The following is a 26,992-nucleotide window of genomic DNA, read 5'->3' as shown; positions in this document are numbered from 1 at the left end:
GATCGGCGCGTTCGGGTTCGACGCGACCCCGAGCACGCGTGCGACCTCCGCCGCGGTGTGGCGGCTCGTGATGGCCTCTATCGACGCGTGGAGCTCGACCTTGTTCCTGCGCCGCCCCTCGTTCGTCGAGTACCTCTCGTCCGCGAGCGACGCGAACATCGGCTCCTTGGTGACGCGGCTCCACTGCGGGTCGCTGCCGATCGCGACGTAGATGTGGCCGTCGGAGGTGCGGTACGCGTTCACCGGGATGAACTGCCGGTGCTCGTTGCCCGAGCGCTTGATCTCGGACGGCGGGCTGCCCAGCTCGAGCATCGGCAGGAAGGTCTGTAGCCAGGAGACCGCCGCCTGCGCCATGGAGACGTCGATCTGCTTGCCCTTGCCGGTCTCGGCGCGCTCCATGAGCGCGATCACGATCTGCGTGAACGCCTCGTCGCCGGCCCGCAGGTCGATGAGCGGCGGCCCGCACTGCAAGGGCGGCCCGTCCGCGGCGCCCGTGATGTCCATGTAGCCGCACATCGCCTGGAGCACGGGATCGTAGCCCGGCACCTCGGGGTAGGCGAGGCCCATCGCCGAGACGCTGCACCAGATGAGGTCCTCGCGCGCCTGCCGCAGCGTCTCGTAGTCGATGCCGAGTTGCTTGTGGCGGAACGGGATCGTATTCGTGCAGAAGATGTCCACGCCGAGCCCCCGGATGAGCTGCTGGACGATCTCCCTCCCCTCCCGCTCCTTGAGGTTGACGGCGATCGCCTCCTTGCCGAGGTTGGGCGCCACGAAGTAGCTGTGCCGATCCTCGCCCGCCACGGGACGGCCGATGTAGCGGTTCGGATCGCCCCTGGACTTCTGCCCGGGCACCGGCGTGGGCTCGAGCTTGATGACGCGCCACCCGAGGTGCACGCCGCGCAGCGTCGCGTAGGTCATCGTGAGCGCCTGCTCCATGCTGAGCACGACTTGAGGTTTCAAGAACGACCTCCTTGGAGCGATTTGAAGGCCGAAGTCTATCAACCGGGCGGGACGAGAACAAGGACACAAAGCGGGTCGTTTCGGGTGTTGACCGGGCGACGACTCCATGTATTTGCTGGGCTTGAATCCAACAAGGAGGACGCGCCGTGAAGAACCCGAAGATCGCTGTCGTGGGCGCCGGGCCCGTGGGGAGCATTCTCGCCGCCTACATGGGCCGCGGCGGCAACGAGGTCACCGTTATCGACGTGCTGAAATCGTTCGTCGAGAAGATCCGGATCGACGGCATCCACATCGAGGGCTTCACCGAGTTCCGCACGCCGGTCGCGGGGACCTTCGACTCGATCGAGGCCGCGGCCAGAGCGGGCGCGCGCTTCGATATCGTGTTCGTGTGCGTCAAGGCGCCCATCAACCGCGTCATCGCCGGTGCCCTCCCGTCGATCATCGCGGACGGCGGCGCGGTCGCCGTCTTCCAGAACGGGATCGACACCGAGGCGCCGATCCTCGCCGCCTGCGGGCCCGCGGTCACCCTGCGGGGCGTGGTCAACTACGCCGGCAACGCGGCCGGGCTCGGCTGCATCCACATGACGTTCTTCAACGGCACGAACTTCGTGGGCGCGGCCGCCCGCGGCAACGAGGCAGCCGAGGCCAAGGCCAAGGAGGTGGCGGCGCTCATGACCGCAGCGCAGCTCACCACCGAGTGCTCCGACGACGTGCAGCGCTTCGTCTGGGCCAAGTCGATCCGCAACGCGGCGCTCATGCCGATCTCCGCGCTCACGGGCAAGGACATGGCCGAGGCGATGGAGTCGCAGGCGAGCCTCTCGCTGCTCGAGCGCATGCTCGAGGAGCAGCTCGCGGTCGCGGCGAGCATCGGCTACGCGTTCGACAGGAAGTTCTACGACGACACGCTCGCGTACTTCCGCAAGGCCGGCCACCACATGCCATCCATGTATGACGACGTCGCCAACAAGAGGCAGACGGAGATCGCCTATCTCAACCACCGCATCGCCGAGATCGGCGAGCAGAACGGCGTCCCGGTGCCGTACAACCGCGCCGTGGCGAACCTCGTGATCTGCGTCGACGAGGTCGCGAAGGCCCGCAACGCCAAGCCTTGACGCGCCGCCGCCCGCCAAGATAGAAGTTTCCTTCCAGACATCCGCGAAAAAGGAGGTGCCGGCATGACGCTCGATTGGCTGCCCAGGGAAGGCGAAATCAAGGACCACGATCTGTGGGGAGACCAGTTCTTCGGCAAGGAGGCGCCGTGCGTCCTCTACGAGCTGAAGCCGATCGCGGATCCCAAGAGCGGCAAGAAGGCGGACGGCCTCTTCACGGCGTGGATCACGCTGAACAACCCGGCCCAGTTCAACTCGTACACGACGGGCATGGTGAAGGGGGTGACCGCGGGCTTCCACAAGGCGAGCATGGACCGGCGCGTGGTCGCCGTCGTGTTCACCGCCGTGGGCGACAAGGCGTTCTGCACGGGCGGCAACACCAAGGAGTACGCCGAGTACTACTCCCAGCGGCCGACCGAGTACGGCCTGTACATGGACCTCTTCAACGGCATGGTCGACGGCATCCTCGACTGCAAGAAGCCGGTGATCTGCCGCGTCAACGGCATGCGCGTCGCCGGCGGCCAGGAGATCGGCATGGCGTGCGATCTCGCGGTCGCCTCCGACCTCGCGATCTTCGGCCAGGCCGGCCCGCGGCACGGCTCGGCTCCGGTCGGCGGCTCGACGGACTTCCTCCCCTGGATGCTCACGATCGAGGACGCGATGTGGAACTGCATCTCCTGCGAGATGTGGAGCGCGTACAAGATGAAGCGCCTCGGCCTCATCTCCAAGGTCGTGCCGGTCATCAAGCAGGACGGCAGGCTCGTGCGCAACCCGCAGGTGATCACCGACAGGTATGTCGACGACGGCGAGATAGTCTACGGCGAGATGAAGACCGGCGACGAGATGAAGAAGGCGCGCGACCTCGTCAAGGGCGCGACGACGAGCTTCGAGGCGCTCGACAAGGCGGTCGACGAGATCGTGTGGACCTTCACGAACCTCTTCCCGAACTGCCTGCAGATGTCGATCGACTGCGTCCGCGCAAAGAAGAAGTTCTTCTGGGACCAGGCGAAGCTCTCGTACCGCCACTGGCTCGCGGCGAACATGAGCAGCGAGGCGTTCCTGGGCTTCAACGCGTTCAACACGAAGAAGATCACCGGCAAGGACACGATCGACTTCATCAAGTACCGCCAGCTGCTCGCCGAGGGCGCGCTCGTCGACGACGAGCTGTTCGCGGCGGTCATGGGCAAGCCGCAGAAGTAGGCCTCATTCACCCTCACCCCAGCCCTCTCCCGCCGGGAGAGGGAGCAAAGCATCGCAGCGCCACAGCGGTTGAGGGTTCCGCGAACCCTTTCGACACCGTCGCGTTCAGCGCCGTAGGCTCCGACGCCGTGCCTCGGGACGCACCCGAACGAACGCACCCGCGGAGGATCTCCGCGGGCTGGAGGATTCAGGCTCGTTTCGGTCCTTTTCCGTCCCCCGCCGAAAACGGCTCCGACCACTGGCGACCTCCGTCTCCAGAGCTTATTATCGATGTGGGAGGTGCCGCATGGCTTGGCAGGACAGAATCGCGATCGACTCGGAGGTGCTCGTCGGCAAGCCCGTTATCAAGGGCACGCGGATCGCGGTCGATTTCGTAGTCGATCTGCTGGCTCAGGGCTGGACCCTCGAGCAGGTCATCGAAGAGTACGACCACCTGACGGCCGCGGATGTGCAGGCGTGTCTGGCTTACGCGAGCGACATTCTGAAAAGCGAACGCATCTACCCAATCCCCGCCTGACATGCGTTTCCTGGCAGACGAGAACATCCCTCGCGATCTGATCACGGCGCTGCGAGATGGCGGCAACGACGTCGTGTCGGCCAAGGAGTCGCTCCGCGGAGCACCGGACCGAAAGCTGCTGGCCTTTGCCGGGGCCGAGCAACGAGTGATCGTCACGCAGGACAAAGACTTCGGCGAGCTCGCCTTCCGGTATCGTCTTCCTGCCTCGAGCGGCGTCGTTCTCTTCCGCCTCGAGGGAAAGCCTCGAGACGAGGCCGTCTCGCACATGCTCCGCGTCCTAACCGGCCGATCCGACTGGGCGGGGCGATTCGCCGTCGTGACCCGTGAGCGAATTCGCATCCGCCCCCTGCCTTCAGCTTCCCTACCCACAAACTGAAGCCGTGCCGAACCCGTTTGTCATCGCGGGCTCGTTTGCGATAGATTGCACCGACGAGGGACCTCCGGTGCCCGGGAACGGGCGCCGTTCAAACCGGGAGAGCTGCAATGGCGAACGTACCGAGCAAGATCCAGTGCTGGCAGATGGTCGAGCCGTGGTCGAAGAACAAGGAGACCGGCGAGAAGAAGCCCGGCAGGCTCCAGAAGGCGGCGATCGACGTGCCGGCGCTCCAGGCCGGCGAGGCGCTCGTCGAGGTCGCCGGCTGCGGCGTGTGCCACACGGATCTCGGCTACTTCTTCGACGGCGTGCCCACGGTCAACAAGCCGCCGCTCACACTCGGCCACGAGATCTCGGGGCGCGTGGTCGCCGGCGACGCCGCCTGGATCGGCAAGGAGGTGATCGTGCCGGCGGTCATGCCGTGCAACGACTGCCCGATCTGCGCCTCGGGCCGCGGCAACCGCTGCCTCGCGCAGAAGATGCCCGGCAACTCGCTCGGGATCTACGGCGGCTTCGCGAGCCACATCCCGGTGCCGTCCGCCGACCTGTGCGAGGTGAAGGGCCGCGGCGACCTGCCGCTCGAGCGGCTCGCCATCGTCGCCGACGCGGTCACGACGCCCTACCAGGCGGCGGTGCGCGGCGACGTGAAGAGCGGCGACACGGTCGTCGTCATCGGCGCGGCCGGCGGCGTGGGGAGCTACATGGTGCAGACGGCCAAGGCGTTCGGCGCCAAGCTCGTCATCGGCGTCGACATCAACGCCCCGAAGCTCGAGGCGATGCTTGGGTACGGCGCCGACCACGTCATCAACTCGAGGGACAAGAGCGTCAAGGACGTGCGCGGCGAGGTGACCGAGGCCTGCAAGAAGGCGGGCGTGCCGCACAACTTCGGCATCAAGATCTTCGAGGTGACAGGCGCAAAGGGCGGGCAGGAGCTCGCGCTCAACCTCCTGTCGTTCGTGGGCAAGCTCGTCGTGGTCGGCTACGGCACCACCGTGAACGAGTACATGGTCTCGCGGCTCATGGCGTTCGACGCGGAGATGATCGGCACCTGGGGCTGCCTGCCGAAGTACTACCCGAAGGTGCTCGAGATGGTGCTGAACGGGAAGATCCAGATCGCTCCGTTCACCGAGACGCGCCCGATGAGCAGCATCGAGGCGACCTTCGACGAGGGCCACGCCGGCAAGCTCGAGAAGCGCGTCGTCCTCACGCCGGACTTCTAGAGGCCCGAATCAAACCGAAGGGAGACGCCATCATGGAGAAGATCAAGGTCCGGCGCGAGAACGACGGTCAGGTGCTCCGCATCGTGCTCTCGGCCCCGCCCGGGAACGTGCTCGACGCGCAGATGATGGGCGAGATCGTCGCCTGCCTCGACGCGGAGACGGCCGACAAGGGGCTCAAGGCGATCGTGTTCGAGGGCGAGGGCAAGCACTTCTGCTTCGGCGCGAGCGTGCCCGAGCACGTGAAGGAGAAGGCGCCGGAGATGATCCGCGGCTTCCACGGGATGTTCAAGAAGCTGCTCGCGTGCGCGGTGCCGACGTTCGCGCTCGTGCGCGGCCAGTGCCTCGGCGGCGGCATGGAGCTCGCGTCGTTCTGCAACTTCGTCGTCGCCGAGCCGTCCGCCAAGTTCGGCCAGCCCGAGATCGTGCTCGGCGTGCTCCCGCCCGTGGCCGCGGCGATCCTGCCGGGCATCATCGGCCAGTCGCGCGCCGACGACCTCGTGCTCACTGGACGGTCGATCGACGCCCAGACGGCGCTCGCGTGGGGCCTCGTCCACGCCGTCGCCGACGACGGCAACGCGCTCGTCACCGAGGCGCTCGCCAAGCACTTCCTGCCCAAGAGCGCGGAGTCGCTCCGGCACGCCAATCGGGCCGTGCGCGAGGCGTGGCACCGCGACCTGCCGGCGACGCTCGACCGGATGGAGCACGCCTATGTGAAGGTTTTGATGGAGACGCACGACGCCAACGAGGGCATCGCGGCGTTCCTCGAGAAGCGCCCCCCGAAGTGGGAGAGCCGGTGAACGGAGGCGGATCATGGCTTACAAGAACATCTACATCCCGTACGGCGCCTACTGGAGCAGCCCCTACGCGCGCTGGCAGGGCAGCTTCGCGAACCTGCACGCGATCGAGCTCGCGGCCGCGACCGGGCGCAGGTTCTTCGAGCTGCGCAAGCTCTCTGCCGAAAAGATCGACAACATCTACCTCGGCGAGACGATCGCGCAGCCGTCGTGCTTCTACGGCGGGCCTTGGCTCGCCGGGATGATAGGCGCCCCGCACGCCACCGGCCCGGTCGTCGGGCAGGCGTGCATCACGGGCATCATGTGCATGCGCATGGCCGCGGAGGACCTCGCGACCGGTTTCTCGGGCGCGACGCTGGTCGTGGCGACGGATCGCTGCTCCAACGGCCCGCACCTGTATTACCCGCGGCAGGACAAGCCCGGCGCGACCGGCGATCACGAGGACTGGGTCTGGGACAACTTCGGCCATGATCCCTGGGCCAAGAACTCCATGATCCAGACCGCCGAGAACGTCGCCAAGGAGTACGACCTCTCCCGCGCCGAGCAGGAAGAGGCCGCGCTCCGCCGCTGCGAGCAGTACGCGGACGCGCTCAAGGACGACGCCGCGTTCCTGCGGCGCTTCATGATCCCGGTCGAGGTCGGCAAGGGCAAGCGGGCCAAGACGATCGCCCTCGACGAGGGGATCACGACCGCGTCCGCCGAGATGTTCGCCGGCATGAAGCCGGTGCTCGAAGGCGGGACGGTGACCCCGGGCACGCAGACCCACCCGGCCGACGGCAACAGCGGCATGATCCTGACGACGAAGGAGCGCGCCGCGGAGTACGCGCGCGATTCCAAGATCGTCGTGCAGCTCGTCGGCGTGGGCACTTCCCGCGTGAAGAAGGGGTTCATGGGCGCGGCGATGGTGCCGGCGGCCGAGCGCGCGCTCGCCGACGCCGGGATCCAGGTCAAGGACCTGAAGGCACTGAAGACCCACAACCCCTTCGTGGTCAACGACGTGCTCGTCGCGAAGAAGTTCGGGTTTCCGCAGAAGGAGATCAACAACTTCGGCTGCTCCTACATCTGGGGGCACCCGCAGGGGCCGACCGCGCTGCGCTCGGTGATCGAGCTCGTCGAGGAGCTCGCGGTCCGCGGCGGCGGGTACGCCATGTTCACGGGCTGCGCGGCGGGCGACACGGGCGGCGCCGTCGTCGTCAAGGTCTCCGATTGAAGGGGCGACCCGCGAAGGGCCGCGCGGCGCCGGCCGTTTCGGAGCCGATCTCTGTGCTCGAGGAGATCTTCCCGGGGGACACCAACCCGTACGGCACGGCGTTCGGCGGCAGGATCCTGGCGCTCATGGACCGCGCGGCCGGGCTCGCCGCGTCGCGCTTCGCGCACGAGCACTTCGTCACGGCGTCGCTCGACGCGCTCGAGTTCTCGGAGCCGGTCAAGCAGGGCGAGATCGCCGAGGTGCAGGCCCGGATCGTGTACACGTCGTCGCACGCGTGCGCCGCGCACGTCCGGGTGTTCGCCATCGACAAGAAGATCTGGGATCGCCGCCAGTGCTGCACGGGCACGCTGTTCATGGTGGCGGTCGACAAGGACGGCAGGCCGCTCCCGATCCCGCAGCTCGAACCGTCGACGGACGAGGCGAGGCGGGAGTGGGACGACGCGCGTCGCATCCACGAGCAGATGCTGAGCCGCCGCGCGCGGCGAAAGGAGCGAACATGATCGATCTCAAGGGCAAGGGCGCCATCGTGACCGGCGGCAGCCTGGGCATCGGAACGGCGATCGCGAGGAAGCTCGCGAGCCTCGGCGCGAACGTCGCCATCAACTACCGCAAACACGACGACGAGGCGAAGGCGGTCGTCGCCGAGATGGAGGGGATGGGCGTCAAGGGGCTCGCGGTGAAGGCGGACGTCGCGAGCTTCCAGGACGCCGACGCGATGGTGAAGACGGCCGTGGAGGCGTTCGGCGGCCTGCACATCCTCGTGTGCAACGCGGGGATCAACTGGGACGGCGTGATCTGGAAGATGACCGAGGAGCAGTGGGACAAGGTCATCGAGGTGAACCTCAAAGGATACTTCAACTACGCGCGGGCCGCGGTGCCCATCTTCCGCGAGCAGGCGTACGGCAAGATCGTCAACGTGACCTCGATCAACGGCATCCGCGGGAAGTTCGGCCAGTCGAACTACGCGGCGTCGAAGGGCGGCATCATCGCGTTCACAAAGACGCTCGCGCGCGAGCTCGGCAACAAGAACATCAACGTGAACGCGGTGGCGCCCGGCCTCATCGAGACCGAGATGGTCGCGAAGATGGACGAGGAGGCGAAGAAGAAGTCGATCTCCGAGATCCTGATGGGCCGGCTCGGCCAGCCCGAGGAGATCGCGAACGTCGTGGCGTTCTTCTGCTCCGAAGCCTCGCGCCACGTCACCGGCCAGGTGCTCAACGTCGACGGCGGCCAGCTGGTGGCGTGACCACCAAGGAGGTTCTCCATGAAGATCTCGCTCGTCGCCCTAGTTGCATCCCTGTTCCCGCTGGCGCTCTCCGGTTGCGGCGCGGACGATCCCTCGGAGGACACGCCCCTCCACTTCACCGAGGCCTCCCTCGAGTCGCTGCCGCTCGTCGCGGAGGGCGCCGACGCCGGGGTCGACGGGTACACGGTCTACGCCGACGGCCCGGAGACGGCCGCGAGCTACGACATGCTCGGCGACTTCTTCCGCTACGAGTGCCACGAGTGGCCGAACTTCGACTACTGCCCGCCGGGAATCGACGTGGAGGAGAACGACGGGATGAACTCCACGAAGTTCACCAACGATGCCCTGATCGGGTTCATCCACCACGCCGAGGCGACGGTCGGCGGGCTCAAGTCGCGGTGCGGGCTCACCAAGGGCGCGATCGACGCCGGCTCGTTCCAGTCCGCGGCGGGTGGGGGCGCGGAGCCCGACCGGTTCGTCCTCGACACCTACGACCTCTTCACCTGCAAGGGGGCGCTCGACGCCGATGGCTCCGGCGTCAACACGCGCTACGTGGCCTACTCGGTCGCGCCCGGCTACCAGGCGACGCTGGCCAGCGCCTTCCGCCACCACGCGCCCGAGACGCCGGAGAGCGAGCAGACGGATGTCTACCAAGTCTACGTGGGCTTGGACGGCACCTCGCCGAGAGTCCTCGCCTTCAACTTCGCGGCGGCCACGACGTTCTACAACCGGGTGATCCTGCTGGTGAAGTTCGCCACGCACCGCTTCGCCGCAAAGCTCCTTTCGGCGGGGATGGACAACCCCGAGGTCTACCTCGTCGCCGCGGGCGTGGGCGGCATCGATCGCGACAGCGGCGAGGAGTTCCCGGGACACTACTGGGCGAGCTTCGTTGACAACGACCAGGCGACGCCGCTCACCGCCTGCGTGGACAACGTGGGGCAGATCGTCGAGGCGGACGACGCGCCCTGCGCGGCCGAGGAGATCCCGGTCGCCTGGGCGAGCGCGGACGACATCGCGACCTACCTCGAGCTCTCGGCGGACGACCGGACCCGCCTCGCGGCGTTCCTCGACAAGCTCGCGACCGCCGATCCGCTCCCCTCGACCGACGTCGCCCACAGCGACGAGGAGGTGGATCTCTACTTCCCGTCGTCGATTGAGTGAGACGGCGCGTACGGTCGGCCAGCCCGTGGCGTAGAACCTCGCCTTGTCCGATCCCGAACCCCTGGCGTATGATTCGCGCATGGGGACTCCGCTCGCCCACAGTCTCGAACGTCTGTGCCGGGAATACGGCGCGATCGCCCTGTACGTCTTCGGAAGCAGGGCCATGGAGATCGCCGCTCGCGCGCGGGGCGGTGAGGAACGACCCGAACGGGGGTCTTCGGACGTCGACATCGGCTTGCTCATGCCTAGAGACGGGTCTCTCGACGAGCGCGAACGCGTGCGGCTCACCGCTGGCATCGAGGACCTGCTCGGCGTAGAGAGGGTCGACCTCGTCGTCTTGGGCGAGGCATCATCGTTCCTGGCCGCCGACGTCGTATCGGGCGAGCTGTTGGTCGATGTCTCTCCGCGCGAGACCGCAGAGTTCGAGCTCTTTGCGCTGCGCCGCGCCGGCGACCTTCTGCCGTTCCAGCGGTCCCGCGTCTCGGCGGTGATCGACGAGGGAGGGAGATGACCCCGAGCCTCATCCGCGGCGACGTGATCGCCGCGAGGGTGGCGTGGGTCCGCGACATGTTCGCCGGGCTGCGCGCCCTCCCGCTGAACGACGAAGCCGTCTTCTTGGCCACTCCCGCCACGGTCGCCGCCGCGGAGTCCTACTTGAGACGCGCTCTCGAGGCGGTCCTCGACCTCGGTCGTCATGTCCTGGCCAAAGGCTTCGGCAGGCCGGTCGTCGAGTACAAGGAGATCGCCACCCGGCTCGCCGAGTGCGGCGTCCTGAGCGCCGAAGAGGCGGCTCTTCTGCGGGACATGGCCGGCTACCGCAACCGGATGGTCCACTTCTACGACGAGGTGTGCGCGTCGGAGATCTTCGCCATCGCGACGGGCCGAATCGTCGAGGTGGAGCGCGTCCTCGATGCGATGGTCGCATGGCTCAGAACGCACCCCGAGCTCGTCGCGCGCTGCGAGTAGGTAGCGTCACCCTCTTCCAACTCCCCTTGGAATCCCGCCCCGTTCCGTTCTATATTGCCCTCTCGTTCGATCAACCAGCGAGGAGCGGAACATGACGAAACTCAGCGATATCGTGGCGGTCAGCGCGGTGCGCACGCCCATGGGCTCTTTCGGCGGCACGCTCAAGGACGTGCCGGTCTACAACATCGGCGCTGCCGCGATCAAGGCGGCGCTCGAGCGCTCGGGCTTCCAGGGCAGCGACATCGCCGAGGTGATCTACGGCTCGTGCCGCCAGGCGGGCAACGGCCCGAACTCGGCGCGCTCGGCGATGATCTTCGCGGGCCTCCCGGTCGAGGTCCCGGCGATCACGCTCAACATGGCGTGCCCGTCCGGGATGAAGTCGATCATGTTCGCGGCCGAGGGGATCCAGGCCGGCCGCGGCGAGGTCTACATGACCGGCGGCATGGACTCCATGTCGACGATCCCGTTCCTGCTCAAGAACTGCCGCTTCGAGGGGTTCAAGATGGGCGACCGCAAGCTCGAGGACGGCTGGTCGGACTCCATCGACCCGACCTGCGGCTACGGCATGGGCAACACCGCGGAGAACCTGCTCGAGAAGCACGACGTGTCGCGCCAGGAGATGGACGAGTTCGCGCTGGCCAGTCACCAGAAGGCGGTCGCCGCGATCGAGGAGGGGCGCTTCAAGGACGAGACGGTACCCGTCGTGATCCCGGCCAAGGGCAAGCGCCCCGAGGTCGTCTTCGACAAGGACGAGACGCCGCGCAAGGACACGACGCTCGAGAAGCTCGCGAAGCTGCCGCCGGCGTTCAAGAAGGAAGGCGGGCGCGTGACGGCGGGCAACGCGTGCGGCATGTCCGACGGAGCGTGCGCGCTCGTGCTCACGACCCGCGAGCGGGCCAAGGCGCAGGGCGCGAAGCCGCTGTTCAGCCTCGTGTCGTACGCCCAGGCGGCGGTGGACGGCCGCTACATGGGCGAGGGGCCGGGCGTCTCCATCCCAAAAGCCCTCGAGAAGGCCGGCATGACGGTGAAGGACATGGATCTCTACGAGGTCAACGAGGCGTTCGCCGTGCAGGCGCTCGTGAACGTGAAGACGCTCGGCCTCGATCTCGCGAAGCTCAACGTGAACGGCGGCGCCATCGCCCTCGGCCACCCGACGGGCATCTCCGGAGCGCGGATCATCGTCACGCTCTACAACGCGCTCAAGCAGCGGGGCAAGGAGCTCGGCGTGGCGTCGATCTGCGGCGGCGGCGGCGTGACCACCGCGATGGTCATCAGGCGGGAGGACTGATCCTCCGACGCCAGCCGTTCGGCACATCAGGCGCTGCCGCCGGCGACGCCCGCCGCCCGCCACCGGTTCCGCCACTCTTCCCTCTTTCATCCTCTGCCATCCCGCGCGGCGGCACTTGGCTCACCTCTTGCTGGTTGACTCTGCCGGAGGTGCACATGGGCGAACGCGACCGCGGTTACAAACGACTCTTTTCGCACCCCGTCATGGTGCGTGATCTTCTCACCGGGTTCGTGCGCGAAGAGTGGGTCAAGGAGCTCGACCTCGACACACTTGAACGCCAGGTGGGTAGTTTCGTCTCCGACGACCTTCGCGAGCGCGAGGACGATATGATCTGGCGCGTCCGCTTCCGCGACCAGTGGCTGTACGTTTACGTCCTGCTCGAGTTCCAAAGCGCGGTGGACCGCTTCATGGCCGCGCGAGTCATGACCTATGTCGGGCTTCTGTATCAGGACCTCATCCGGCGCAAGGAGCTTGTCGATGGAAGGATGTTGCCCCCGGTCGTGCCGATCGTACTGCACGCAGGCGACGAGGCGTGGACCGCCGCGACCGATGTCGGCGAGCTCGTTTGTGAAGCACCGTTCGGGCTCGAACGCTGGCGCCCACGTATCTCTTACCTGCTGCTCGAGGAACGATTGCTCAGCGATTCGGGGGATCCGTCGTTGCGCAACCTCGCAGGGGCGCTGTTCCGACTGGAGCACGATCGCGCGCCGGGTGCTATACTCGAGGTCGTGAACGCGCTCGTCGCCTGGCTCGGTACGCCGGAGCAATCGGAACTGCGACGCGCGTTCGAGACGATGCTGGCACGGGTGCTGCAACCGAAACTGAGCTCCGAGCATGCGGCGCCCACGCTGATGGAGACGAGGACAATGCTCGAGACACATCTCGAAAGATGGGAACGCGAGTGGCGCGAGCGCGGCGAGGCACAAGGGCGAGCCATCGGAGAGGAAAAGGGCCGGGCGGAAGGCCGGGCGGAAGGCCGGGCGGAAGGCCGGGCGGAAGGCCAGTCTGCGGTTCTGCTCCGCCTGCTCGAGAGGCGCTTCGGACCGCTTGACGCGACGGCCCGCGAGCGGTTAGCCGCAGCTACCCCCGAACAGCTCCTCGCCTACTCCGACCTCGTGCTCGACGCACCGAGCCTCGACGCCGTCTTGGGAGAGTAGTCGTTCCCGAGGCGCGAAGCCGGCCGCTTACCCCTGCCCCCGCAGCTTGAACCGCATGAACTTGCCGGTGGACGTCTTCGGGATGTCGTCCACGAACTCGATCCAGCGCGGGTACTTGTACTTGGCGAGCCTGTCCCGCACGAACGCCTTGAGCTCGTCGGCGAGCGCCTCCGAGGCCCCCGCCTTGTCCTTGAGCACGACGAACGCCTTGGGCTTGACGAGATTGTCCTTGTCCGGGTGGCCGACCACCGCGCACTCGAGCACCGCGTCGTGGCCCGTGATCGCGCGCTCGACCTCGACCGGCGACACCCAGATGCCGCCGACCTTGAGCATGTCGTCGCCGCGGCCGTGACACCAGTAGAAGCCCTCCGCGTCCTTCATGAACTTGTCGCCGGTGTTGATCCACTCGCCGACCATCGTCTTGCGGGTCTTCTCGCGCTTGCGCCAGTAGAACTGCGCCGCGCTGTTCCCCTTGACGTGCAGCGTGCCGATCTCGCCCGTGGGCGTCTCCGTGCCGTCGTCGTTGAGCAGCTTGCACTCGTACCCCGGCACCGGGGTGCCCGTGCTGCCCGGCTTCACCTTCCCGGGCCGGTTGGAGAGGAAGATGTGGAGCATCTCGGTCGAGCCGATGCCGTCGATGATCTCCACGCCGTAGCGCTCCTTCCAGCGCGTGTAGACGTCCGGCGGCAGCGCCTCGCCCGCGGAGACGCACAGGCGCACCGAGGAGAGCGCGTGCGCCCCGTTGGGATCCGGCTCGGTCCCGTGCAGCTGATCGTTCTTGGCGGCGTAGTCGAGCATGGCCGCGTAGAGGGTCGGCACGCCGAAGAAGACCGTGGGCTTGTGCTTGCAGAGGAGGCCGAAGATGAGCTCCGGCGTCGGGCGATCCGGGTAGAGCACCGCGGAGCCGCCGACCGACAGCGGGAAGAAGTTCGAGTTGCCGAGGCCGTACGCGAAGAAGAGGCGCGCGGCGGACAGGGTGATGTCGTCCTCGTTCAGGCCGATCACGCCCTTTGCGAACCCCTCGGCGCAGTCGATCATGTCGTGCTGGGAGTGGATCGCGCCCTTCGGGAACCCGGTCGAGCCCGAGGAGTAGAGCCAGAACGCGACGTCGTCGCGCGAGGTCGGCGCGGACTTGCAGGTGCTCGGCGCCTGCCTGTACTTCTGCTTGAACGGCAGGTGGGCGCCCACGCCCTCCTCGAGCACGATGAGGTCGCGCAGGTACGGCAGGTCGCCCGTGACCTTGTAGATCGTCGGCACGAGGCTCTCGCTCACCATGAGCGCCCGCGCGCGGCTGTCGTTGAGGAAGTAGTGGTAGTCGTCCGGCGTGAGCATCGTGTTCACCGGCACGGGCACGGCGCCGATGCGGATCGCGCCCCAGAAGCAGGCGTAGAACTCGGGCGTGTCGAGCATGAGGAGCACGACGCGATCCTCGATGCGCAGGCCGAGCTCGACGAGCGCGTTCGCCGTCTTGTTCACCATCTTCTGGAGGTCGTTGTAGGTGTACTTCCGGTCCTTGAAGTAGAGCGCCGTCTTGTGGCCCCGACCCTGCCGGATGTTCCTGTCGATGAAGTAGTCCGCCGCGTTGAACGTTTCGATTTCGTCTTCGTCGGTTTTCATGCCGGTTTATATAGAGCCTGATTTTCGCCCGGTCAACGCGGCGCTTTCCGTGTTTCCCGGAATGACGGCGACGGGGGGGCGCGTTTCACGGTCGAAGGTCGACGAGGGAGGGCAACACCATGAAGACGACATACGTTTCCGCGATCCTGGCCGCTATCTTCCTGTGCGCCGGCTGCTCGTCCGGCGGGGCCGAGCCTCTGCCGAACGACGCGAAGCCGGCGGTGCGCGCCGACGCCGAGCCCGCTCCAGCGCCGGAGCCCGCGGCACCCGCGCCCGAGCCCGCCGCGGCCCCCGACCCGGCGGCCGTCGATCCGGTCGCCGCCGTGCCGATCGATCCGTCCGCGCCCGAGGCCGCCCCCGAGGTTAAGCTCCTCGAGCGCGAGGGCGTCTCGCTCGCCTCGCTCGTGATCGCGCGCGGCGTGGAGAAGCGGCAGCCGGTGGAGCCGGACACGTCGTTCAGCCTCGCCGGCGGCAACAAGCTGTACGCGATCATGGAGGTGAACAACCCCGAGAAGCTCGGCTCCGAGCTGAGCGTCGCCTGGCTCCTCGAGGGCTCGGGCACGGAGCGCGGCGCGGTGACGCTGGCCGTGGGGGAGCAGCCGAAGTGGCGGACGTGGGCGTACCACTCGGGCTTCAAGAAGCCCGGCCGCTGGGCCGCGATCGTCCGCGACGCGGGCGGCGTCGAGCTCGGCCGCGCGACGTTCGACGTGACCGATTAACGCTTCTTCTTCTTCGAGGGCGCGGGCTTGCCGAACGCTCCGAGCTCGCCCCCGGCCTTCTCCTTGGGGTCGAGCACGAGGCTGTCCACCTTGAGATCGGCGCCCTCCTCGATCGGCGTGGCCGTGAGCCACACGACGACGCGGCGCCCGGCCTGGATCATCGTCTCCTGCCCGTACTTCGCCGTCTTCGTCGCGACGACCCCGTCCGAGGCGACCTTGAGCACGACCTCGCCCTCCGCGTCCGCGGGCTCGACGCCGAAGCCCGCCTCGCGCATCTTGTCGCACGTCGGCACGCGGGGGGTCGCGTCGTAGTCGACGACGTTCAGCGCGCAGATCGCGGGATCGTTCTCCTTCTGCCACAGCTCCTTGGGCAGATCGCCCCACGCGAACCAGAGCGGCGCGTACATCACGAGCTCGAACCCGTTGACCGGCAGCTCCTCCTCGGGCGGGAGCCGATCCTCGGTCACGGGCTTCCCGTCCGGCCCGACGAAGAGCGGCCGCTTCGCCTCGTCCACGGCGAACGCCCCGGTCTCCGGGTCGAGCGCCCGCAGGAAGCCGCGTGACGGCCGGAAGCCGACCTTCGCCCGCGCGGCCGCCTTGCGCAGCGCCTTGAGCTCTTGCTTCGACAGCGCGTCCTTGCCGTGGAGCGCGAGCACCTTGGCCCCGAACAGAGTCGTCACCGCCTTCGCGCCGTCCGGGAGGAAGCGCGTCTCCTCGTCGATGCACGCCTGATCCGCCGCGAGCCGGATCTTCTCGTTCGCCGCGTGGATCACCGTCGGGCGCCCGTACGTCGCCTGCAGCTTGCCCTTGAGCGCGCCGAGCGGCCCGAACGACAGGATCTCCGCCTCGACCCACCCGAGGATCGTCTTCGAGATCGCCGCGTCGTTCTGCCCGAGCTTCTCGAGCACCTGCGGGCGCTCCGTCTCCCACGAGCCCGGGCCGGTCGCGCGCTCGAAGCACGGCGTGTCGAGGATCTTCCCGTCCGCGCCGAGCAGGAACGGCAGGCGGGCGCTCTCGACCGCCCCGTCGAGCGGGCCGATGGCCTGGACGCGGAAGAACGGCTCGTCCACCTTCACGTGCGCGGGCTTCTTCTTGACGACCTCCTGCTCCGCGCCGCCGCAACCCACGGCGAGCGCCGCGCAGAGGCCGACGGCGATTGCTGAAAACGCGTTTCTCAATGGGTGCCCCCGTTCCCGGCCTCAGCCCGCGGCCTTGGCCTTCGTGACGAGCTCGGCGAGCACGCGCTCGGCGTCGTCGTTCTTGACCTGGCAGGTGCCGACCTTCTGGTGGCCGCCGCCTCGATACTTGAGCATCAGCGAGCCGACGTCGGTCATCGAGCCGCGGTTCGTGATGGAGTGGCCCATCGTGAAGACGGTGTTCTGCTTGTCCTTGCCCCACAGGGCGAGCACGGAGATGTTCTGCTCCGGATAGAGCGCGTAGACGGTGAAGCGGTTGCCGCTCGGGATCTCCTCGAGATCGCGGAAGTCGGTGACCACGACGTTCCCGTCGGTGCGGCTGTGCGAGCGCAGCGCCTCCTCGAACGCCTTCTGCTGCGCGCCGTACCGCTCGACGCGCTCCTTGACGTCCGGCAGCTCGAGGATCTGCTCGGCCGACATCGTGCGGCAGTAGCCGATCATGTCCTCCATCAGCTGGTAGTTGCTGACGCGGTAGTCGCGGAAGCGGCCGAGCCCGGTGCGCGGATCCATGACGAAGGCCAGGAGGATCCAGCCCTTGGGATCGCGGATGTCCTCGAGCTCGAGGTCTCCGGAGTCGGACTTGTCCACCGCGGTCATGAGCCCGCTCGCGTCGAGCTTCGAGAAGCGCTCGGCCCCGCCGTAGTATTCGTAGACCACGCGGGCGCAGCTCGGCGCCGGGCGGCTGTCCCCCTTCATCCGGAAGTCCTCCTCGAGGAGGAGGCGCTCGTCCTCGCTCGAGTGGTGGTCGAACCAGAGCCCGCAGCCCTTGACGTACGGCACGTTGGCCAGGATGTCGTCTTCCGTTACCTCGACCAGCCCGTCCTGGACGTCCTTGGGGTGCACGAACTTGAACTTGTCCACCACGCCGGCCTCCACGAGCAGCACCGCGCAGACGAGGCCGTCGAAATCGGACCTTGTGATGAGTTGCATGGTTGGCTCCTTTCTCCCGAGCACCTTACCGCACTTTGCGGTCCCGCCACCAGACCCGGCGCTCCTCGTGCAGGCGGCACCTTCGACAGCCCCACCTGTCCCCTAAGTCTCAGTAGTCCCACTCTGCCTTCGTCCCACTTGCTTCCCGCCGCGCCGTCGAACGCGCACATCGCGCCGCGAAAGCTGGTAGAATCCACCCCAACAAGGGGGTACTGCCATGCGTACGCGGCTCGTGGGTACAGGGGTTTTCGCGCTCGTCGCCTTCGGCGCGGCCTGCTGCTCCAGCGACAAGCGCTCGACCGGCGGCGGCGACGGTGACTCGGACGCCGACACGGACACCGACTCGGACTCCGACTCGGACTCCGACACGGGATACGACGGGCCGTCGATCCCGCCGACGTGCGCGGACGCGGCCGAGGCGCTGACCTCGGTGGGGTGCGAGTTCTGGACCGTGGACATGGACAACTGGGACGACAGCTCCGGCTTCTCGCAGTCCGCCGATCCGCTCGACTACGCGGTCGTGGTTTCGAACCCCCACCAGGACCAGAGCGCGTCGGTGTCGCTGGAGTCCGGGAACGGCGCCGTCATCTTCTCGACCACCCTGGCGCCGCTGGCGCTCGAGGTGATCGACGTCGCCTGCGCGGCCGGCTGCCTCGTCGGCCCGGCCGAGGTGAACATCCAGGGGATCGGCGTCGACAAGGCGTTCCGCCTGACCTCGGACGTGCCGGTGCTCGCCTACCAGTGGAACCCCTACGGCGCGGAGATCTTCTCCACCGACGCCTCGCTCCTGGTGCCGGTCACGAGCCTGACCGGGACCTACCTCGCGGCGTCGTGGCCCACGGTCACGCCCGGCACCGACATGACCATCCTGTCGCAGGTCACGGTGGTCGCGACCGAGGACGGCACCGCGGTGACCTTCATCCCGAAGGTCGCGGTCGAGGCGTACAACGGCATCGGCCCGCTCGCGGCCGGGAGCGAGTCGGCGGCGTTCTCGCTCGACGCCGGCGACGTGCTCACCATCCGCTCGGACGCCGTGGGCGGCGACCTCACCGGCACGGTGGTGCAGGCGAACAAGACGGTCGCGGTGTTCGGCGGCAACTCGTGCGCCGTGGCGCCGACCGTCGACTACTGCTGCTGCGACCACATCGAGGAGCAGATCCTCCCGCTCGAGGCGTGGGGCACGAGCACGGTGCTCGCGCGGCCGCTGCCGCGGCTGGGCTGCTCGGCCGCACAGGACCCGGCGCTCTGGCGCATCATCGCCGGCACGGACAACATGACCGTGACGTTCAATCCGCCGGCGCCCGCGCCCGCCGGCTCGTCGTACACGTTCGCCGCGCAGGGCGACGTGCTGGAGTTCATGACGTCGGAAAACCACCTCGCGACCGGAGTCTTCGGCTCGTCCTCGGACCCGGCGCCGTTCTTCGCGTACGAGGTGATGACCGGCGCCCTGTACGTGACCTGCTCCGCCGCGCAGGAAGGCGACCCGTACATGCTCCAGTCGCCGCCGGCCGGGCAGTTCCTCGACCGGTACGTGTTCAGCACGGACAACGTGTTCGACTTCGCGTACGACCAAATCATCGTCGTCCGCGAGGCCGGGGTCACGGTAGAGCTGGACTGCCTCGGCGAGCTGCCGCCGGACAGCTTCTTTCCGGTCGGCAGCACCGGGTGGGAGGTCGGCTACGTCGTCATCGACAACCCGGAAAACACGACAGGCTGCCTGGACGGCGCGCACACGCTCGAGGCGTCGGCGCCGGTCGGGCTCTCGGTCGTCGGCACCGACTACTGCCAGTCGTACGGCTACCTCGGCGGGGTGGGCGTGCGCTCCATCAACCCGAACCCGGTGATCGAGTGAGGTTGACCGCAGAGCTCCGCCCCGTCCTCCTCGTCCTCGTCGGCGCCCTGATAGGCGGCGCGCTCGTGTACACCGTGCTGTCGTACAAGCACTCCACCGGCCCGTTCACGGGAGACGTCCGCCAGATCGCCGGCCGGCCGCTTTCCTGGGCGCAGCCGCTCGCCCATCCGCCGCTCAAGAACTTCTACAAGGTCTCCGACGATCTCTTCCGCGGCGCCCAGCCCACGCGCGAGGGGTTCGTCGCGCTCGAGCGCCTCGGGGTGCGGACCGACGTCAACCTGCGGCTCGGCGGCTCGGACGCGGCGCTCGTCGCGGGCACGCGGATCGCGCTCGTCGAGATCCCGGCCGAGCCGTGGGAGCTCGAGGCGGAGGACGTCGAGGCGTTCCTCTCGATCTTCTCGGATAGGAAGCGCGCGCCGGTGTTCGTGCACTGCAGCCACGGCGCGGATCGCACGGGCGCCATGACGGCGATCTACCGCGTCGCGATCCAGGGGTGGAGCAAGGAGGACGCGGTCGCCGAGATGACCCGCGGCGGCTTCGGCTTCCACGCGATCTGGGAGAACCTGCCCGCGTTCGTCGCCGCGCTCGACGTCGCCGCCGTCAAGCGGAAGGCCGGGCTTCCGGAGTAGGGCTCACCTCTGGGCGACGTCCCACTTCGTCCGGTCCGGCGTCGCGGCGAACGCCGCCTCGTCCGAGACCACGGCCCGCCCCTCCGCCTCGCGCGCGTCCAGGAAGAGGACGAACTCGAGCTGCGCGTCCGGCCGCCCGCGCTCCTTTGCGTACAACCTTGCGATCTCGTTCGCCGGGAGCGTCTCGCGGCCCATCATCTCGACGAGCGCCACGCGCAGGCCCCTCATCCCGGCGTCGGGCCTATAGCTGCGCCACACGAGCTCGGTGCACACGAGGGCGTGGTCGGTCGCGAAGTCGAACTCGAAGTCGTACGGCTTCCCCAGGTGCCCGAACGCCTCGACGATCGCGCGCGCCTTCTCGGCCGCGCCGAGCCGCGGCCGCAGCGCCACGAGGTAGTCGCCGGCCACGTGGTCCATCGTGTTGAACACCACGCCCTCGCTCACCGCCTCGATGACGCGGAAGGGATCCCGCCCGCTGCCCCGGGAGTACGCCGCCCAATCGCGCGGGTGTGCGGCGGCGAGGTAGCTCGTCAGCGGCTGGCGCTTCCCGGAGATCCGCTCCACGTAGTCGACCACCTCCGGCGCGCCTCCGAACGCGGCGAGCTTCTGCGGATCTCCGAGGTACAGGATGGCGTGGGGCCAGAACCCGGGCAGCCCGACGTTGCTCAGGTACCAGTTCTTGCGCGCGAGGAGGATGTCGCCGGGCTCCAGCCGCTGATCCACCCGCTCCTGCTGCTCGCGCGAGATGAGGTAGCGCCCGATCCGCCGGACCTTGGTGTCGCCCATCAGCTCGGCCGCCTTCTTCTGCGTCGGGTACCAGTTGCGGCGGGCCGGACGCTTGATCAGCTCCAGGTCGGACTCGACGCCCAGGGCGGTCTTGCGCAAGGGGGCGGTCGCGCGCAACGCGGCGAGGCGCCCCTCGATCACGTCCCAGAGCCACCCCAGGCCGAGACCGCGCGCCTCGGCCCGCCCGCGGAAGGCGCGCTCGAGGAACGCGAGGTACTTCGCGCCCGCCTCGATGCGGGCCTTGTCCCGGGTGCCCTGCAGCTCCTGCCGGAAGAAGCTGAAGGTGTCGGCGCCGAGCCCTTCGCCGGGGTGGGGCGCGTTGAGGAACTTCACGGCGTTCTCGTTCCTCCGGATGCGGAGCGTCGCCCGCGTGGCCTTCTCGTAGAGGGACAGCTCCGCGGCGTACGCCAGGAGGAAGCCTCGCAGGTGGCGGCTCCGCTCGGCGCGCGACGGATCGAACCGGAACCAGTCCTCGTAGAAGACGCGGAGCTGATCGAGCGCGAACCCGGTCTCGTAGAGGGCGCGCCAGGTCGCGAGGAGTTGGCGCTCCTCCTCCGCGGTCAGGACGCCGGGGACGGCCGCGTCGAACATCGCGCGCGGGGCCTCGAGGAACGCGACGGCGCGCTCCATGCCCCCTTCCAGCTCGCGGTACCGCGCCGTGTCGATCTCGAACGCGGCGTCGAAGTCGTCCTCGGACAGCTGCGTGAGCGGCGACGGCGACTCCATCCAGAAGACGACGAGCCGGAGCGTCGCCGCGGCGACGGCGATCGCGCCGACCGCGAGGACGCGCTTGCGGACCCGCCGGCGCTCGGCCGTGTCCTCGAGCGCGGTGCCCTGCAGGACGCGGGAGAGGATCACCGCGAGGAAGCCCGCGAGGACTGTCACGAGCACGGCGCCGACCGCGGTCGGCAGAAACCGCACGCCGCTGTCCGCGAGCCAGAAGCCGACGAGGACGCCCGCCCCCGCCGCGAGCCCGAGGTGTCCCGGGTGGATCCGCTCGAGGATCGCGCCCGCGGAGGCGAGAGCGCGCCGCGTTGAGCTCTTGTTCATGGCCGGATCCTATCCTTTCCCGACTCGGTGTATACTGGCGAAAAAGAAGGCCCATGAAATGATGCGACTCGTCACCATCGGCGCGGCGTTGGCGCTCGCGGCGGTCCCGCCGTCGGGCTGCCGGGAGGAGCCCGCGGAGCCGAGGAAGGCCGAGAAGGTCAACGAGCTGATCCGCGAGCTCGACACGGGGGTCGAGGAGGTCGTCCACCCGCCGGTCACCGTGTTCGTCGCGAAGGAGGCCGAGGCGGCCGGCGTCACCGTGAACCGGGCCACCGAGGGGAGCACCGGCGACGAAGGGAACGAGATCCGGCTCGTGCTCGCGCTCTCGCAGCTCGTCAAGCAGCGGGTGATGCTCCACGCGTACGACGCCGACAACGTCGAGCAGGGGCGCGCGGTCTCGCCGTGCCTCAACCAGCCCGCGGGCTCCGTCCAGGAGGTGTCGGTCTACTTCAGCCGCAACCTGTCCCTGCGCGGGATCCGCCACTACAACATGGAGCTGATCCCGCCCAAGGCGGTCGTCCTGACCGGCGACGCGGTCGGGCCGGTGGAGCTGCACAAGGGCAAGGAGCAGGAGCCGCTCAGGCTCCGCCTCGGCCAGATGCAGGAGGACGCGGGCCCGCCGATCCGCGTCACCCAGTACCTCATCTTCGACACGGCGTTCGAGGGCGAGCTGCAGCTGCGGGCGTTCGACGGCTCCAGGTCCGAGATCGGGCGGAGCCAGAAGATCGACGGGATAAAGGAGGGGGCCGACGCCAGCCGGACGTTCGAGTTCGTGTTCCACGAGACGCTCTTAGCCGGCTCGGTGGAGAGCTACGAGCTGTTCGTCCGCCGCACCGACGAGCCCAAGGGCAGGAAGAACAAGAAGAAGCGGTAGCCCCCGAGATCAGAGATACAGCAGCGAGACCTGGAGATCGACGTCGGCGCCGGTGGCGTTCGTCGCGGTCACCACGAGCTCGGCGCCCGCGGGCCACGTGCCGAGCGAGACGTCCGTCGTCCCGCCTGTCAAGGCCGCGTCGACGAGCGCGCTCCCGGCCGTGCCGGCGAACGCGATGCGCACCTCGAGATCGTCGGGGGCCGCTGTCACGAAGCGCACGGCGCGATCACTGGCCTCCTCGGTCGAGGAGAAGAACGCGAACCCGCCGTCCGCCGGCACCGCGACGTCCGCCGTGACCGTCGTCGAGAACGCCGTGGCGTCCGGCGCGTCGATGTCGATGAGCTCGAACCCGAACTCGCCGCCTCCGAGCTCCGGGTCGTTCACCGCGATCGCGAGCGCGAGATCGCCAAGCAGCGCCGCGAACGTCGTCGGCGTGTCGAGGTCACCGAGCAGGGCCTCGAGCGAGGCGACGCCGTTCTCCGGGTCCGCGACGAGCGACGCGACGAAGTCGCCGCCGAGCCGCTCGTACACGTAGTCGCCGAACAGAAGGAACACGCCGTAGTTGTAGGAATCCGGCCCGTCGGCCATGAGCGGATCCGACGGGTCGTTGAGCCAGCTCGAGACCCACGACTCGTCCGCGCCGAAGCCGGTGAGCACCATGGCGAGCTCGCTCATCGACTCGTTCACGAACGCGGTCTCGTTCGTGTCCTGCCCGTAGTGGATCAGGTGCTGGAGCTCGTGCGCCTGGACCGACAGCGAGTAGTTCCCGTCCGGCGCGTTGGTGAGCGAGTTGATGTGGAGCATCTCGTGGTGGTTCGACGTCGCGCCGTTCAGCTGGTCGTCGACCTTGAAGTAGCCGTCGAAGCTGTTCCCCATGTACCCTTCCATCTCGTACAGGAAGAGCCAGATCTTGGGGTCGTCGTCGAACGCGTCCGGCGGCTCGCCGAACGCCCCGGTCACGATCTCGAAGATGCCCCTCGCGGGATCCGACGGCGTCGCCTCGTCCCACGCCGCGATCAGCCCGTCGACCGCCTCCTGATCGACGGTCGCGCCCCACGCGTCGTCGGCCACGAGCACGTGGACGTTCTCGCCCTCGCCTCGGACGTGCGCGCAGACCTGGGTGTCCGCAGGCGGCATGTCCGACAGATCCCAGATCCAGTACATGTCCTCGTCCGTGCACTCGAGATCGGTGTCCGTATCGGTATCGGTGTCCGTATCCGAGTCCGAGTCCGTGTCCGTGTCCGTGTCCGTGTCCGCGTCGCCCGAGCCGCCGCCGTCGTCGTCGCAGGCGATCCCATGGGTCAGCGCCACGGCCGCGATCAGCCCAATCAAGATCCCGTTCTTTCCCATGATCCTCCCGTCCTTTCCCGTCACCTGATCCTCACCAGCCGCGCCGCGAGCCCCGCCCCGTCTTCCGCCGCGGCGCCAATAGAGATCGGCGCGCCCGCCGCGCCCGCCTCGATCAACACGTACTCCGCCCCGCCGGACCGGATCGTCGCGTCCGCGCCGCCCTGCTGGATCCATACGCCCCGGACGAGCCACGTCCCGCCGGCGAGATCGAAGCACATCGTCGCGCCGTGGGTCTGGCCGGTCACCGGATCGTCCCACGGATCGGCGAACAGCCAACGCGGATCCTCGGTCAGCGCCGCGCCGCCGCTCGTGCGGTCGTCGAGGAGCATCGCGGTGTAGAAGTCCTCGAACAGCGCGTCCGCGTCCATGCCCGCGGCCGCCTCCAGCGCCTCGTAGCCGTAGAGCGGATCGTTCCCCATCGCCTCGAGGAACGGGAGGCCGCCCTCGTCCACGATCTCGCCGGCCTCCGTGATCGAGTCGCCCCCGAGCCTGTCGAAGGCGTACCGCAGGATCAGGTACGCCGCGCCCCTGTACGTGCCGTCGTGCATATCGTCGTAGCCGTACGGGTACGCGAGGACGTCCGCGAGCGAGAAGTCGTTCACCGCCTCGATCGCCATGCCGGCGACGTACTTGTTGCCCGCCTGGAACCCCGTCAGATCCTGGGCCATGGCGGACATCCCCTCGGTCACGTACATGCTCTCGTCCGCCGTGAGCGCGTCGTTGAGCATGAACTTCCTGTAGAAGTAGATCGCGTGCTGGAACTCGTGCGCCATCACCTCGGTCATCGCCGTGGCGGTCGCCATGTACGACTCGAGGAGCTCGGGCGGGGACACGTAGATCATCTCCTGCTCGTTCGTGGCCGGGCAGCCGGGCGTGCCGTCCGCGAGGAGATCACACGGCGCGACGTAGGCGGTGACGCCGCCGGTGGCCGTGAAGACGAGCGGGCTGAACAGCACCGTGACGTGGCCGTCCTCGTTGACGTCCGACTCCTCGCCGAAGTAGGCGCGCTCCCGCGGCAGGACGATCCCCTCGAAGTTCGCGACCAGCTCGTCGAGGATCGTCGAGTCGATCGCCAGATCCGGGTCCGTGGTGCGGTCGAACGCGATCACGAGCTCGTCGCTGACACCCATCACCTCGGCGTCGATCGTCGCGGTGCTGCTCGCGGTGTCCGCGATCTCGAACTGGACCGTGTCGCCCACGGCGGGCGGATCCGCCTTCGAGGGCAGCGCCCGCCCGGCGCCGTCCGAAACCGCGCGGATCGCGGCCTCGAGGAGGCGCGGCGGCGCGTGCATGGGCGGCGGCAACACGTCACCCTCGACGGGGCCCACCTCCGTAGGCGCGCCGAGCGCCTCGCCGTCCAGCGTCACCTCGTACCCGTAGTCGGTCTCCGGCGCGCGCGAGAGCGAGACGAGCTGCAGCACGTATCTCTCGTCTCCGCCCTCGGGCGTCACGTCGAACGAGAACGCGCCGTCGTCCCCGGGCTCGAGATCGAGGACCTCGCCGAGATCGAGCACCCCGTCCTCGCCCGCGTCCTCACCCGCGTCGAGGGCGCCGCCGCCGCTCTCGTCGCACGCGACCCCGAAAAGCAGCACCGCGGCGAGGGCGAGCCCGCGCAGGAACACATCCCTTCCCATGATCTTCCCATCCTCTCTCATCGCTCTTCTTCCCTCCGGAACGCGCGAAGCTCATCTTCTCACAAACCGCGTCGCCGCGCACCCAGTCGGGGTTTGACTAACTCCGCGAATTCGCACATATCAGAAGTCGATGCGGCCGCACTCGGCCGCCGGCACCAGGTGGAGCGCACATGGCCGCAGTACCGTGGTCGAAAGTCCGCACGCTCGAGAGCACCATCGGCAAGGAGCAGCGGCTCCACCCCCACTCTCGAGGCATCTTCTCGGACCTGGTGCGCCGCATCGGCCTCGCGAGCAAGGTGGTCGTCGCCAACGTGAAGCGCGCCGCGCTGCTCGACCGGTCGATCGCCATGGCCGGCGAGCGCCCCGCGGTGCCGTCGCAGATCCACCTCGTCGCGAACGACGTCATGAAGTCCGCGCTCGTCTGGATGCCGTCGGTCGCCGGGCTCGTGAGCAGCGAGGAGAACGGCGTCGTCAGGCTCCCGGAGAAGCCGCGCGCGGCGGATCAGTACATCGTCTTCTTCACCCCGATCGACGGGCGCTCGATCGCGGAGGCGAACGGCTCGCTCGGGACGATCTTCTCGGTCTATCGGTGCATCAGCGGCTACTCGACCGCGCGGCACGAGGACTTCCTGCAGCCCCCGTACAAGCAGGCCGCGGCGGGCTACGTCCTCTACGGCTCGAGCACGATGCTCGTGCTCACGACCGGGCACGGCGTCCACGGCTTCACGCTCGATCCCGAGATCGGCGAGTACATCCTCTCGCACGAGAACATCCTGATCCCGGACAAGGTGAGGTGCTTCTCCGCCAACCGCGCCAAGACACCGTACTGGGACGAGCCGAGCCAGCGGTTCGCGACGCTGCTGACCGGCGGCGCGGAGCCGCGCTACGAGAAGACGAGCTCGCGGTACATCGGCTCGCTCGTCGCGGACTTCCACCGCAACCTCCTCTACGGCGGCGTCTTCATGTACCCGACGAACCAGGCGACCGGCGAGGACAAGCTGCGGCTCCTGTTCGAGTGCGGGCCGCTCGCGATGATCATCGAGCAGGCCGGCGGGCTCGCGACGACGGGCCGCGAGCGGATCCTCGACATCCGGCCGACCGAGATGCAGCAGACGGTGCCGCTCGTGATAGGCCCGCGGCGCGAGATCGAGCCC

At 68.3% G+C, this 26,992-nt stretch carries 26 protein-coding genes; 19 read left to right on the top strand and 7 right to left on the bottom strand.

Going from position 1 to position 26,992, the window contains the following annotated elements; genetic code table 11:
• The coding region (locus M0R80_22085; protein ID MCK9462324.1) for a CoA transferase at nucleotides 1-960 on the bottom strand (960 nt) is incomplete at its 3' end.
• A 146-nt stretch (nucleotides 961-1,106) separates the two neighbouring features.
• Here M0R80_22085 and M0R80_22080 point away from each other — a divergent pair.
• The 14 genes from M0R80_22080 (at nucleotide 1,107) to M0R80_22015 (ending at nucleotide 13,201) form a co-directional block, all read left to right on the top strand.
• A complete protein-coding gene (locus M0R80_22080) occupies nucleotides 1,107-2,072 on the top strand; it encodes a ketopantoate reductase family protein (protein MCK9462323.1) in 966 nt (321 codons plus the stop codon).
• 63 nt (nucleotides 2,073-2,135) lie between these two features.
• Nucleotides 2,136-3,269 carry a 6-oxocyclohex-1-ene-1-carbonyl-CoA hydratase gene (gene oah, locus M0R80_22075; protein ID MCK9462322.1) on the top strand — a complete coding sequence of 378 codons (1,134 nt, stop codon included), beginning with the start codon at nucleotides 2,136-2,138 and terminating at the stop codon, nucleotides 3,267-3,269.
• Between the two features lie 286 nt (nucleotides 3,270-3,555).
• Nucleotides 3,556-3,786 (top strand): DUF433 domain-containing protein, encoded by a 231-nt coding sequence (locus M0R80_22070; protein MCK9462321.1) that lies wholly within the window; start codon nucleotides 3,556-3,558, stop codon nucleotides 3,784-3,786.
• 1 nt (nucleotide 3,787) lies between these two features.
• Nucleotides 3,788-4,162: a DUF5615 family PIN-like protein gene (locus M0R80_22065; GenBank protein MCK9462320.1), complete on the top strand. Its 375-nt coding sequence runs from the start codon at nucleotides 3,788-3,790 to the stop codon at nucleotides 4,160-4,162.
• Nucleotides 4,163-4,269: 107 nt separating this feature from the next.
• The gene (had, locus tag M0R80_22060) at nucleotides 4,270-5,379 is read left to right on the top strand and encodes a 6-hydroxycyclohex-1-ene-1-carbonyl-CoA dehydrogenase (protein ID MCK9462319.1); all 1,110 of its coding nucleotides are present in this window, start codon (nucleotides 4,270-4,272) and stop codon (nucleotides 5,377-5,379) included.
• Between the two features lie 32 nt (nucleotides 5,380-5,411).
• On the top strand, nucleotides 5,412-6,176 hold the full coding sequence (locus M0R80_22055; protein MCK9462318.1) for an enoyl-CoA hydratase-related protein: 765 nt from the start codon (nucleotides 5,412-5,414) through the stop codon (nucleotides 6,174-6,176).
• A gap of 13 nt (nucleotides 6,177-6,189) precedes the next feature.
• On the top strand, nucleotides 6,190-7,383 hold the full coding sequence (locus M0R80_22050) for a thiolase family protein (GenBank protein MCK9462317.1): 1,194 nt from the start codon (nucleotides 6,190-6,192) through the stop codon (nucleotides 7,381-7,383).
• Entirely contained in the window at nucleotides 7,380-7,883 is a 504-nt protein-coding gene (locus tag M0R80_22045) for an acyl-CoA thioesterase (protein ID MCK9462316.1), read from the top strand. Before M0R80_22050 ends, M0R80_22045 begins: the two co-directional genes overlap by 4 nt.
• Entirely contained in the window at nucleotides 7,880-8,629 is a 750-nt protein-coding gene (locus M0R80_22040) for an SDR family oxidoreductase (GenBank protein MCK9462315.1), read from the top strand. The genes M0R80_22045 and M0R80_22040 overlap by 4 nt, the downstream gene beginning before the upstream one ends.
• Before the next feature lie 18 nt (nucleotides 8,630-8,647).
• Nucleotides 8,648-9,790: a hypothetical protein gene (locus M0R80_22035; GenBank protein ID MCK9462314.1), complete on the top strand. Its 1,143-nt coding sequence runs from the start codon at nucleotides 8,648-8,650 to the stop codon at nucleotides 9,788-9,790.
• A gap of 79 nt (nucleotides 9,791-9,869) precedes the next feature.
• A complete protein-coding gene (locus tag M0R80_22030) occupies nucleotides 9,870-10,301 on the top strand; it encodes a nucleotidyltransferase domain-containing protein (GenBank protein ID MCK9462313.1) in 432 nt (143 codons plus the stop codon).
• On the top strand, nucleotides 10,298-10,756 hold the full coding sequence (locus M0R80_22025; protein MCK9462312.1) for a DUF86 domain-containing protein: 459 nt from the start codon (nucleotides 10,298-10,300) through the stop codon (nucleotides 10,754-10,756). The genes M0R80_22030 and M0R80_22025 overlap by 4 nt, the downstream gene beginning before the upstream one ends.
• A 91-nt stretch (nucleotides 10,757-10,847) precedes the next feature.
• The gene (locus tag M0R80_22020; protein ID MCK9462311.1) at nucleotides 10,848-12,044 is read left to right on the top strand and encodes a thiolase family protein; all 1,197 of its coding nucleotides are present in this window, start codon (nucleotides 10,848-10,850) and stop codon (nucleotides 12,042-12,044) included.
• 155 nt (nucleotides 12,045-12,199) lie between these two features.
• The gene (locus tag M0R80_22015; protein ID MCK9462310.1) at nucleotides 12,200-13,201 is read left to right on the top strand and encodes an Rpn family recombination-promoting nuclease/putative transposase; all 1,002 of its coding nucleotides are present in this window, start codon (nucleotides 12,200-12,202) and stop codon (nucleotides 13,199-13,201) included.
• 27 nt (nucleotides 13,202-13,228) lie between these two features.
• Here M0R80_22015 and M0R80_22010 read toward each other — a convergent pair whose 3' ends face one another.
• Nucleotides 13,229-14,818: a benzoate-CoA ligase family protein gene (locus M0R80_22010; GenBank protein ID MCK9462309.1), complete on the bottom strand. Its 1,590-nt coding sequence runs from the start codon at nucleotides 14,816-14,818 to the stop codon at nucleotides 13,229-13,231.
• Between the two features lie 119 nt (nucleotides 14,819-14,937).
• On the opposite strand from M0R80_22010, the gene M0R80_22005 reads away from it, so the two are divergent.
• Complete coding sequence (locus tag M0R80_22005; protein MCK9462308.1) at nucleotides 14,938-15,537, top strand: DUF2914 domain-containing protein; 600 nt, start codon at nucleotides 14,938-14,940, stop codon at nucleotides 15,535-15,537.
• On the opposite strand, the gene M0R80_22000 is transcribed toward M0R80_22005, so the two are convergent.
• Entirely contained in the window at nucleotides 15,534-16,715 is a 1,182-nt protein-coding gene (locus M0R80_22000; GenBank protein MCK9462307.1) for a hypothetical protein, read from the bottom strand. The two genes, M0R80_22005 and M0R80_22000, sit on opposite strands and share 4 nt — an antisense overlap.
• 21 nt (nucleotides 16,716-16,736) lie before the next feature.
• A complete protein-coding gene (locus M0R80_21995) occupies nucleotides 16,737-17,663 on the bottom strand; it encodes an exopolyphosphatase (protein MCK9462306.1) in 927 nt (308 codons plus the stop codon).
• A 217-nt stretch (nucleotides 17,664-17,880) separates the two neighbouring features.
• Here M0R80_21995 and M0R80_21990 point away from each other — a divergent pair, with 217 nt between their 5' ends.
• Nucleotides 17,881-19,515: an IgGFc-binding protein gene (locus M0R80_21990; protein ID MCK9462305.1), complete on the top strand. Its 1,635-nt coding sequence runs from the start codon at nucleotides 17,881-17,883 to the stop codon at nucleotides 19,513-19,515.
• On the top strand, nucleotides 19,512-20,144 hold the full coding sequence (locus M0R80_21985; GenBank protein MCK9462304.1) for a tyrosine-protein phosphatase: 633 nt from the start codon (nucleotides 19,512-19,514) through the stop codon (nucleotides 20,142-20,144). The genes M0R80_21990 and M0R80_21985 overlap by 4 nt, the downstream gene beginning before the upstream one ends.
• A 3-nt stretch (nucleotides 20,145-20,147) precedes the next feature.
• Here the strand turns inward: M0R80_21985 and M0R80_21980 are convergent, their stop codons facing one another.
• Nucleotides 20,148-21,980 (bottom strand): hypothetical protein, encoded by a 1,833-nt coding sequence (locus M0R80_21980; GenBank protein ID MCK9462303.1) that lies wholly within the window; start codon nucleotides 21,978-21,980, stop codon nucleotides 20,148-20,150.
• 58 nt (nucleotides 21,981-22,038) lie between these two features.
• On the opposite strand from M0R80_21980, the gene M0R80_21975 reads away from it, so the two are divergent.
• Nucleotides 22,039-22,854, top strand: coding sequence for a hypothetical protein (locus M0R80_21975; protein MCK9462302.1), 816 nt, complete (start codon nucleotides 22,039-22,041; stop codon nucleotides 22,852-22,854).
• Nucleotides 22,855-22,863: 9 nt separating this feature from the next.
• On the opposite strand, the gene M0R80_21970 is transcribed toward M0R80_21975, so the two are convergent.
• Entirely contained in the window at nucleotides 22,864-24,228 is a 1,365-nt protein-coding gene (locus M0R80_21970; GenBank protein MCK9462301.1) for a hypothetical protein, read from the bottom strand.
• Nucleotides 24,225-25,838, bottom strand: coding sequence for a hypothetical protein (locus M0R80_21965; protein ID MCK9462300.1), 1,614 nt, complete (start codon nucleotides 25,836-25,838; stop codon nucleotides 24,225-24,227). The genes M0R80_21970 and M0R80_21965 overlap by 4 nt, the downstream gene beginning before the upstream one ends.
• A gap of 170 nt (nucleotides 25,839-26,008) precedes the next feature.
• Here M0R80_21965 and M0R80_21960 point away from each other — a divergent pair.
• Nucleotides 26,009-26,992, top strand: a 984-nt coding sequence (locus M0R80_21960) for a fructose-1,6-bisphosphatase (protein MCK9462299.1), incomplete at its 3' end; no start/stop codon positions are given.

It is taken from the genome of Pseudomonadota bacterium, assembly GCA_023229365.1.
In the GTDB taxonomy this organism is placed as follows: domain Bacteria; phylum Myxococcota_A; class Polyangia; order JAAYKL01; family JAAYKL01; genus JALNZK01.
This window is presented reverse-complemented; position numbering and strand designations above follow the sequence as displayed.

Excerpts from the sequence above, each read along its gene's own strand:
- oah (MCK9462322.1), top strand. The coding sequence starts at position 2,136 with ATGACGCTCGATTGGCTGCCCAGGGAAGGCGAAATCAAGGACCACGAT.
- M0R80_22070 (MCK9462321.1), top strand. The coding sequence starts at position 3,556 with ATGGCTTGGCAGGACAGAATCGCGATCGACTCGGAGGTGCTCGTCGGC.
- M0R80_22065 (MCK9462320.1), top strand. The coding sequence starts at position 3,788 with ATGCGTTTCCTGGCAGACGAGAACATCCCTCGCGATCTGATCACGGCG.
- had (MCK9462319.1), top strand. The coding sequence starts at position 4,270 with ATGGCGAACGTACCGAGCAAGATCCAGTGCTGGCAGATGGTCGAGCCG.
- M0R80_22055 (MCK9462318.1), top strand. The coding sequence starts at position 5,412 with ATGGAGAAGATCAAGGTCCGGCGCGAGAACGACGGTCAGGTGCTCCGC.
- M0R80_22050 (MCK9462317.1), top strand. The coding sequence starts at position 6,190 with ATGGCTTACAAGAACATCTACATCCCGTACGGCGCCTACTGGAGCAGC.
- M0R80_22040 (MCK9462315.1), top strand. The coding sequence starts at position 7,880 with ATGATCGATCTCAAGGGCAAGGGCGCCATCGTGACCGGCGGCAGCCTG.
- M0R80_22035 (MCK9462314.1), top strand. The coding sequence starts at position 8,648 with ATGAAGATCTCGCTCGTCGCCCTAGTTGCATCCCTGTTCCCGCTGGCG.
- M0R80_22030 (MCK9462313.1), top strand. The coding sequence starts at position 9,870 with ATGGGGACTCCGCTCGCCCACAGTCTCGAACGTCTGTGCCGGGAATAC.
- M0R80_22025 (MCK9462312.1), top strand. The coding sequence starts at position 10,298 with ATGACCCCGAGCCTCATCCGCGGCGACGTGATCGCCGCGAGGGTGGCG.
- M0R80_22020 (MCK9462311.1), top strand. The coding sequence starts at position 10,848 with ATGACGAAACTCAGCGATATCGTGGCGGTCAGCGCGGTGCGCACGCCC.
- M0R80_22015 (MCK9462310.1), top strand. The coding sequence starts at position 12,200 with ATGGGCGAACGCGACCGCGGTTACAAACGACTCTTTTCGCACCCCGTC.
- M0R80_22010 (MCK9462309.1), bottom strand. The coding sequence starts at position 14,818 with ATGAAAACCGACGAAGACGAAATCGAAACGTTCAACGCGGCGGACTAC.
- M0R80_22005 (MCK9462308.1), top strand. The coding sequence starts at position 14,938 with ATGAAGACGACATACGTTTCCGCGATCCTGGCCGCTATCTTCCTGTGC.
- M0R80_21995 (MCK9462306.1), bottom strand. The coding sequence starts at position 17,663 with ATGCAACTCATCACAAGGTCCGATTTCGACGGCCTCGTCTGCGCGGTG.
- M0R80_21990 (MCK9462305.1), top strand. The coding sequence starts at position 17,881 with ATGCGTACGCGGCTCGTGGGTACAGGGGTTTTCGCGCTCGTCGCCTTC.
- M0R80_21980 (MCK9462303.1), bottom strand. The coding sequence starts at position 21,980 with ATGAACAAGAGCTCAACGCGGCGCGCTCTCGCCTCCGCGGGCGCGATC.
- M0R80_21975 (MCK9462302.1), top strand. The coding sequence starts at position 22,039 with ATGATGCGACTCGTCACCATCGGCGCGGCGTTGGCGCTCGCGGCGGTC.
- M0R80_21965 (MCK9462300.1), bottom strand. The coding sequence starts at position 25,838 with ATGGGAAGGGATGTGTTCCTGCGCGGGCTCGCCCTCGCCGCGGTGCTG.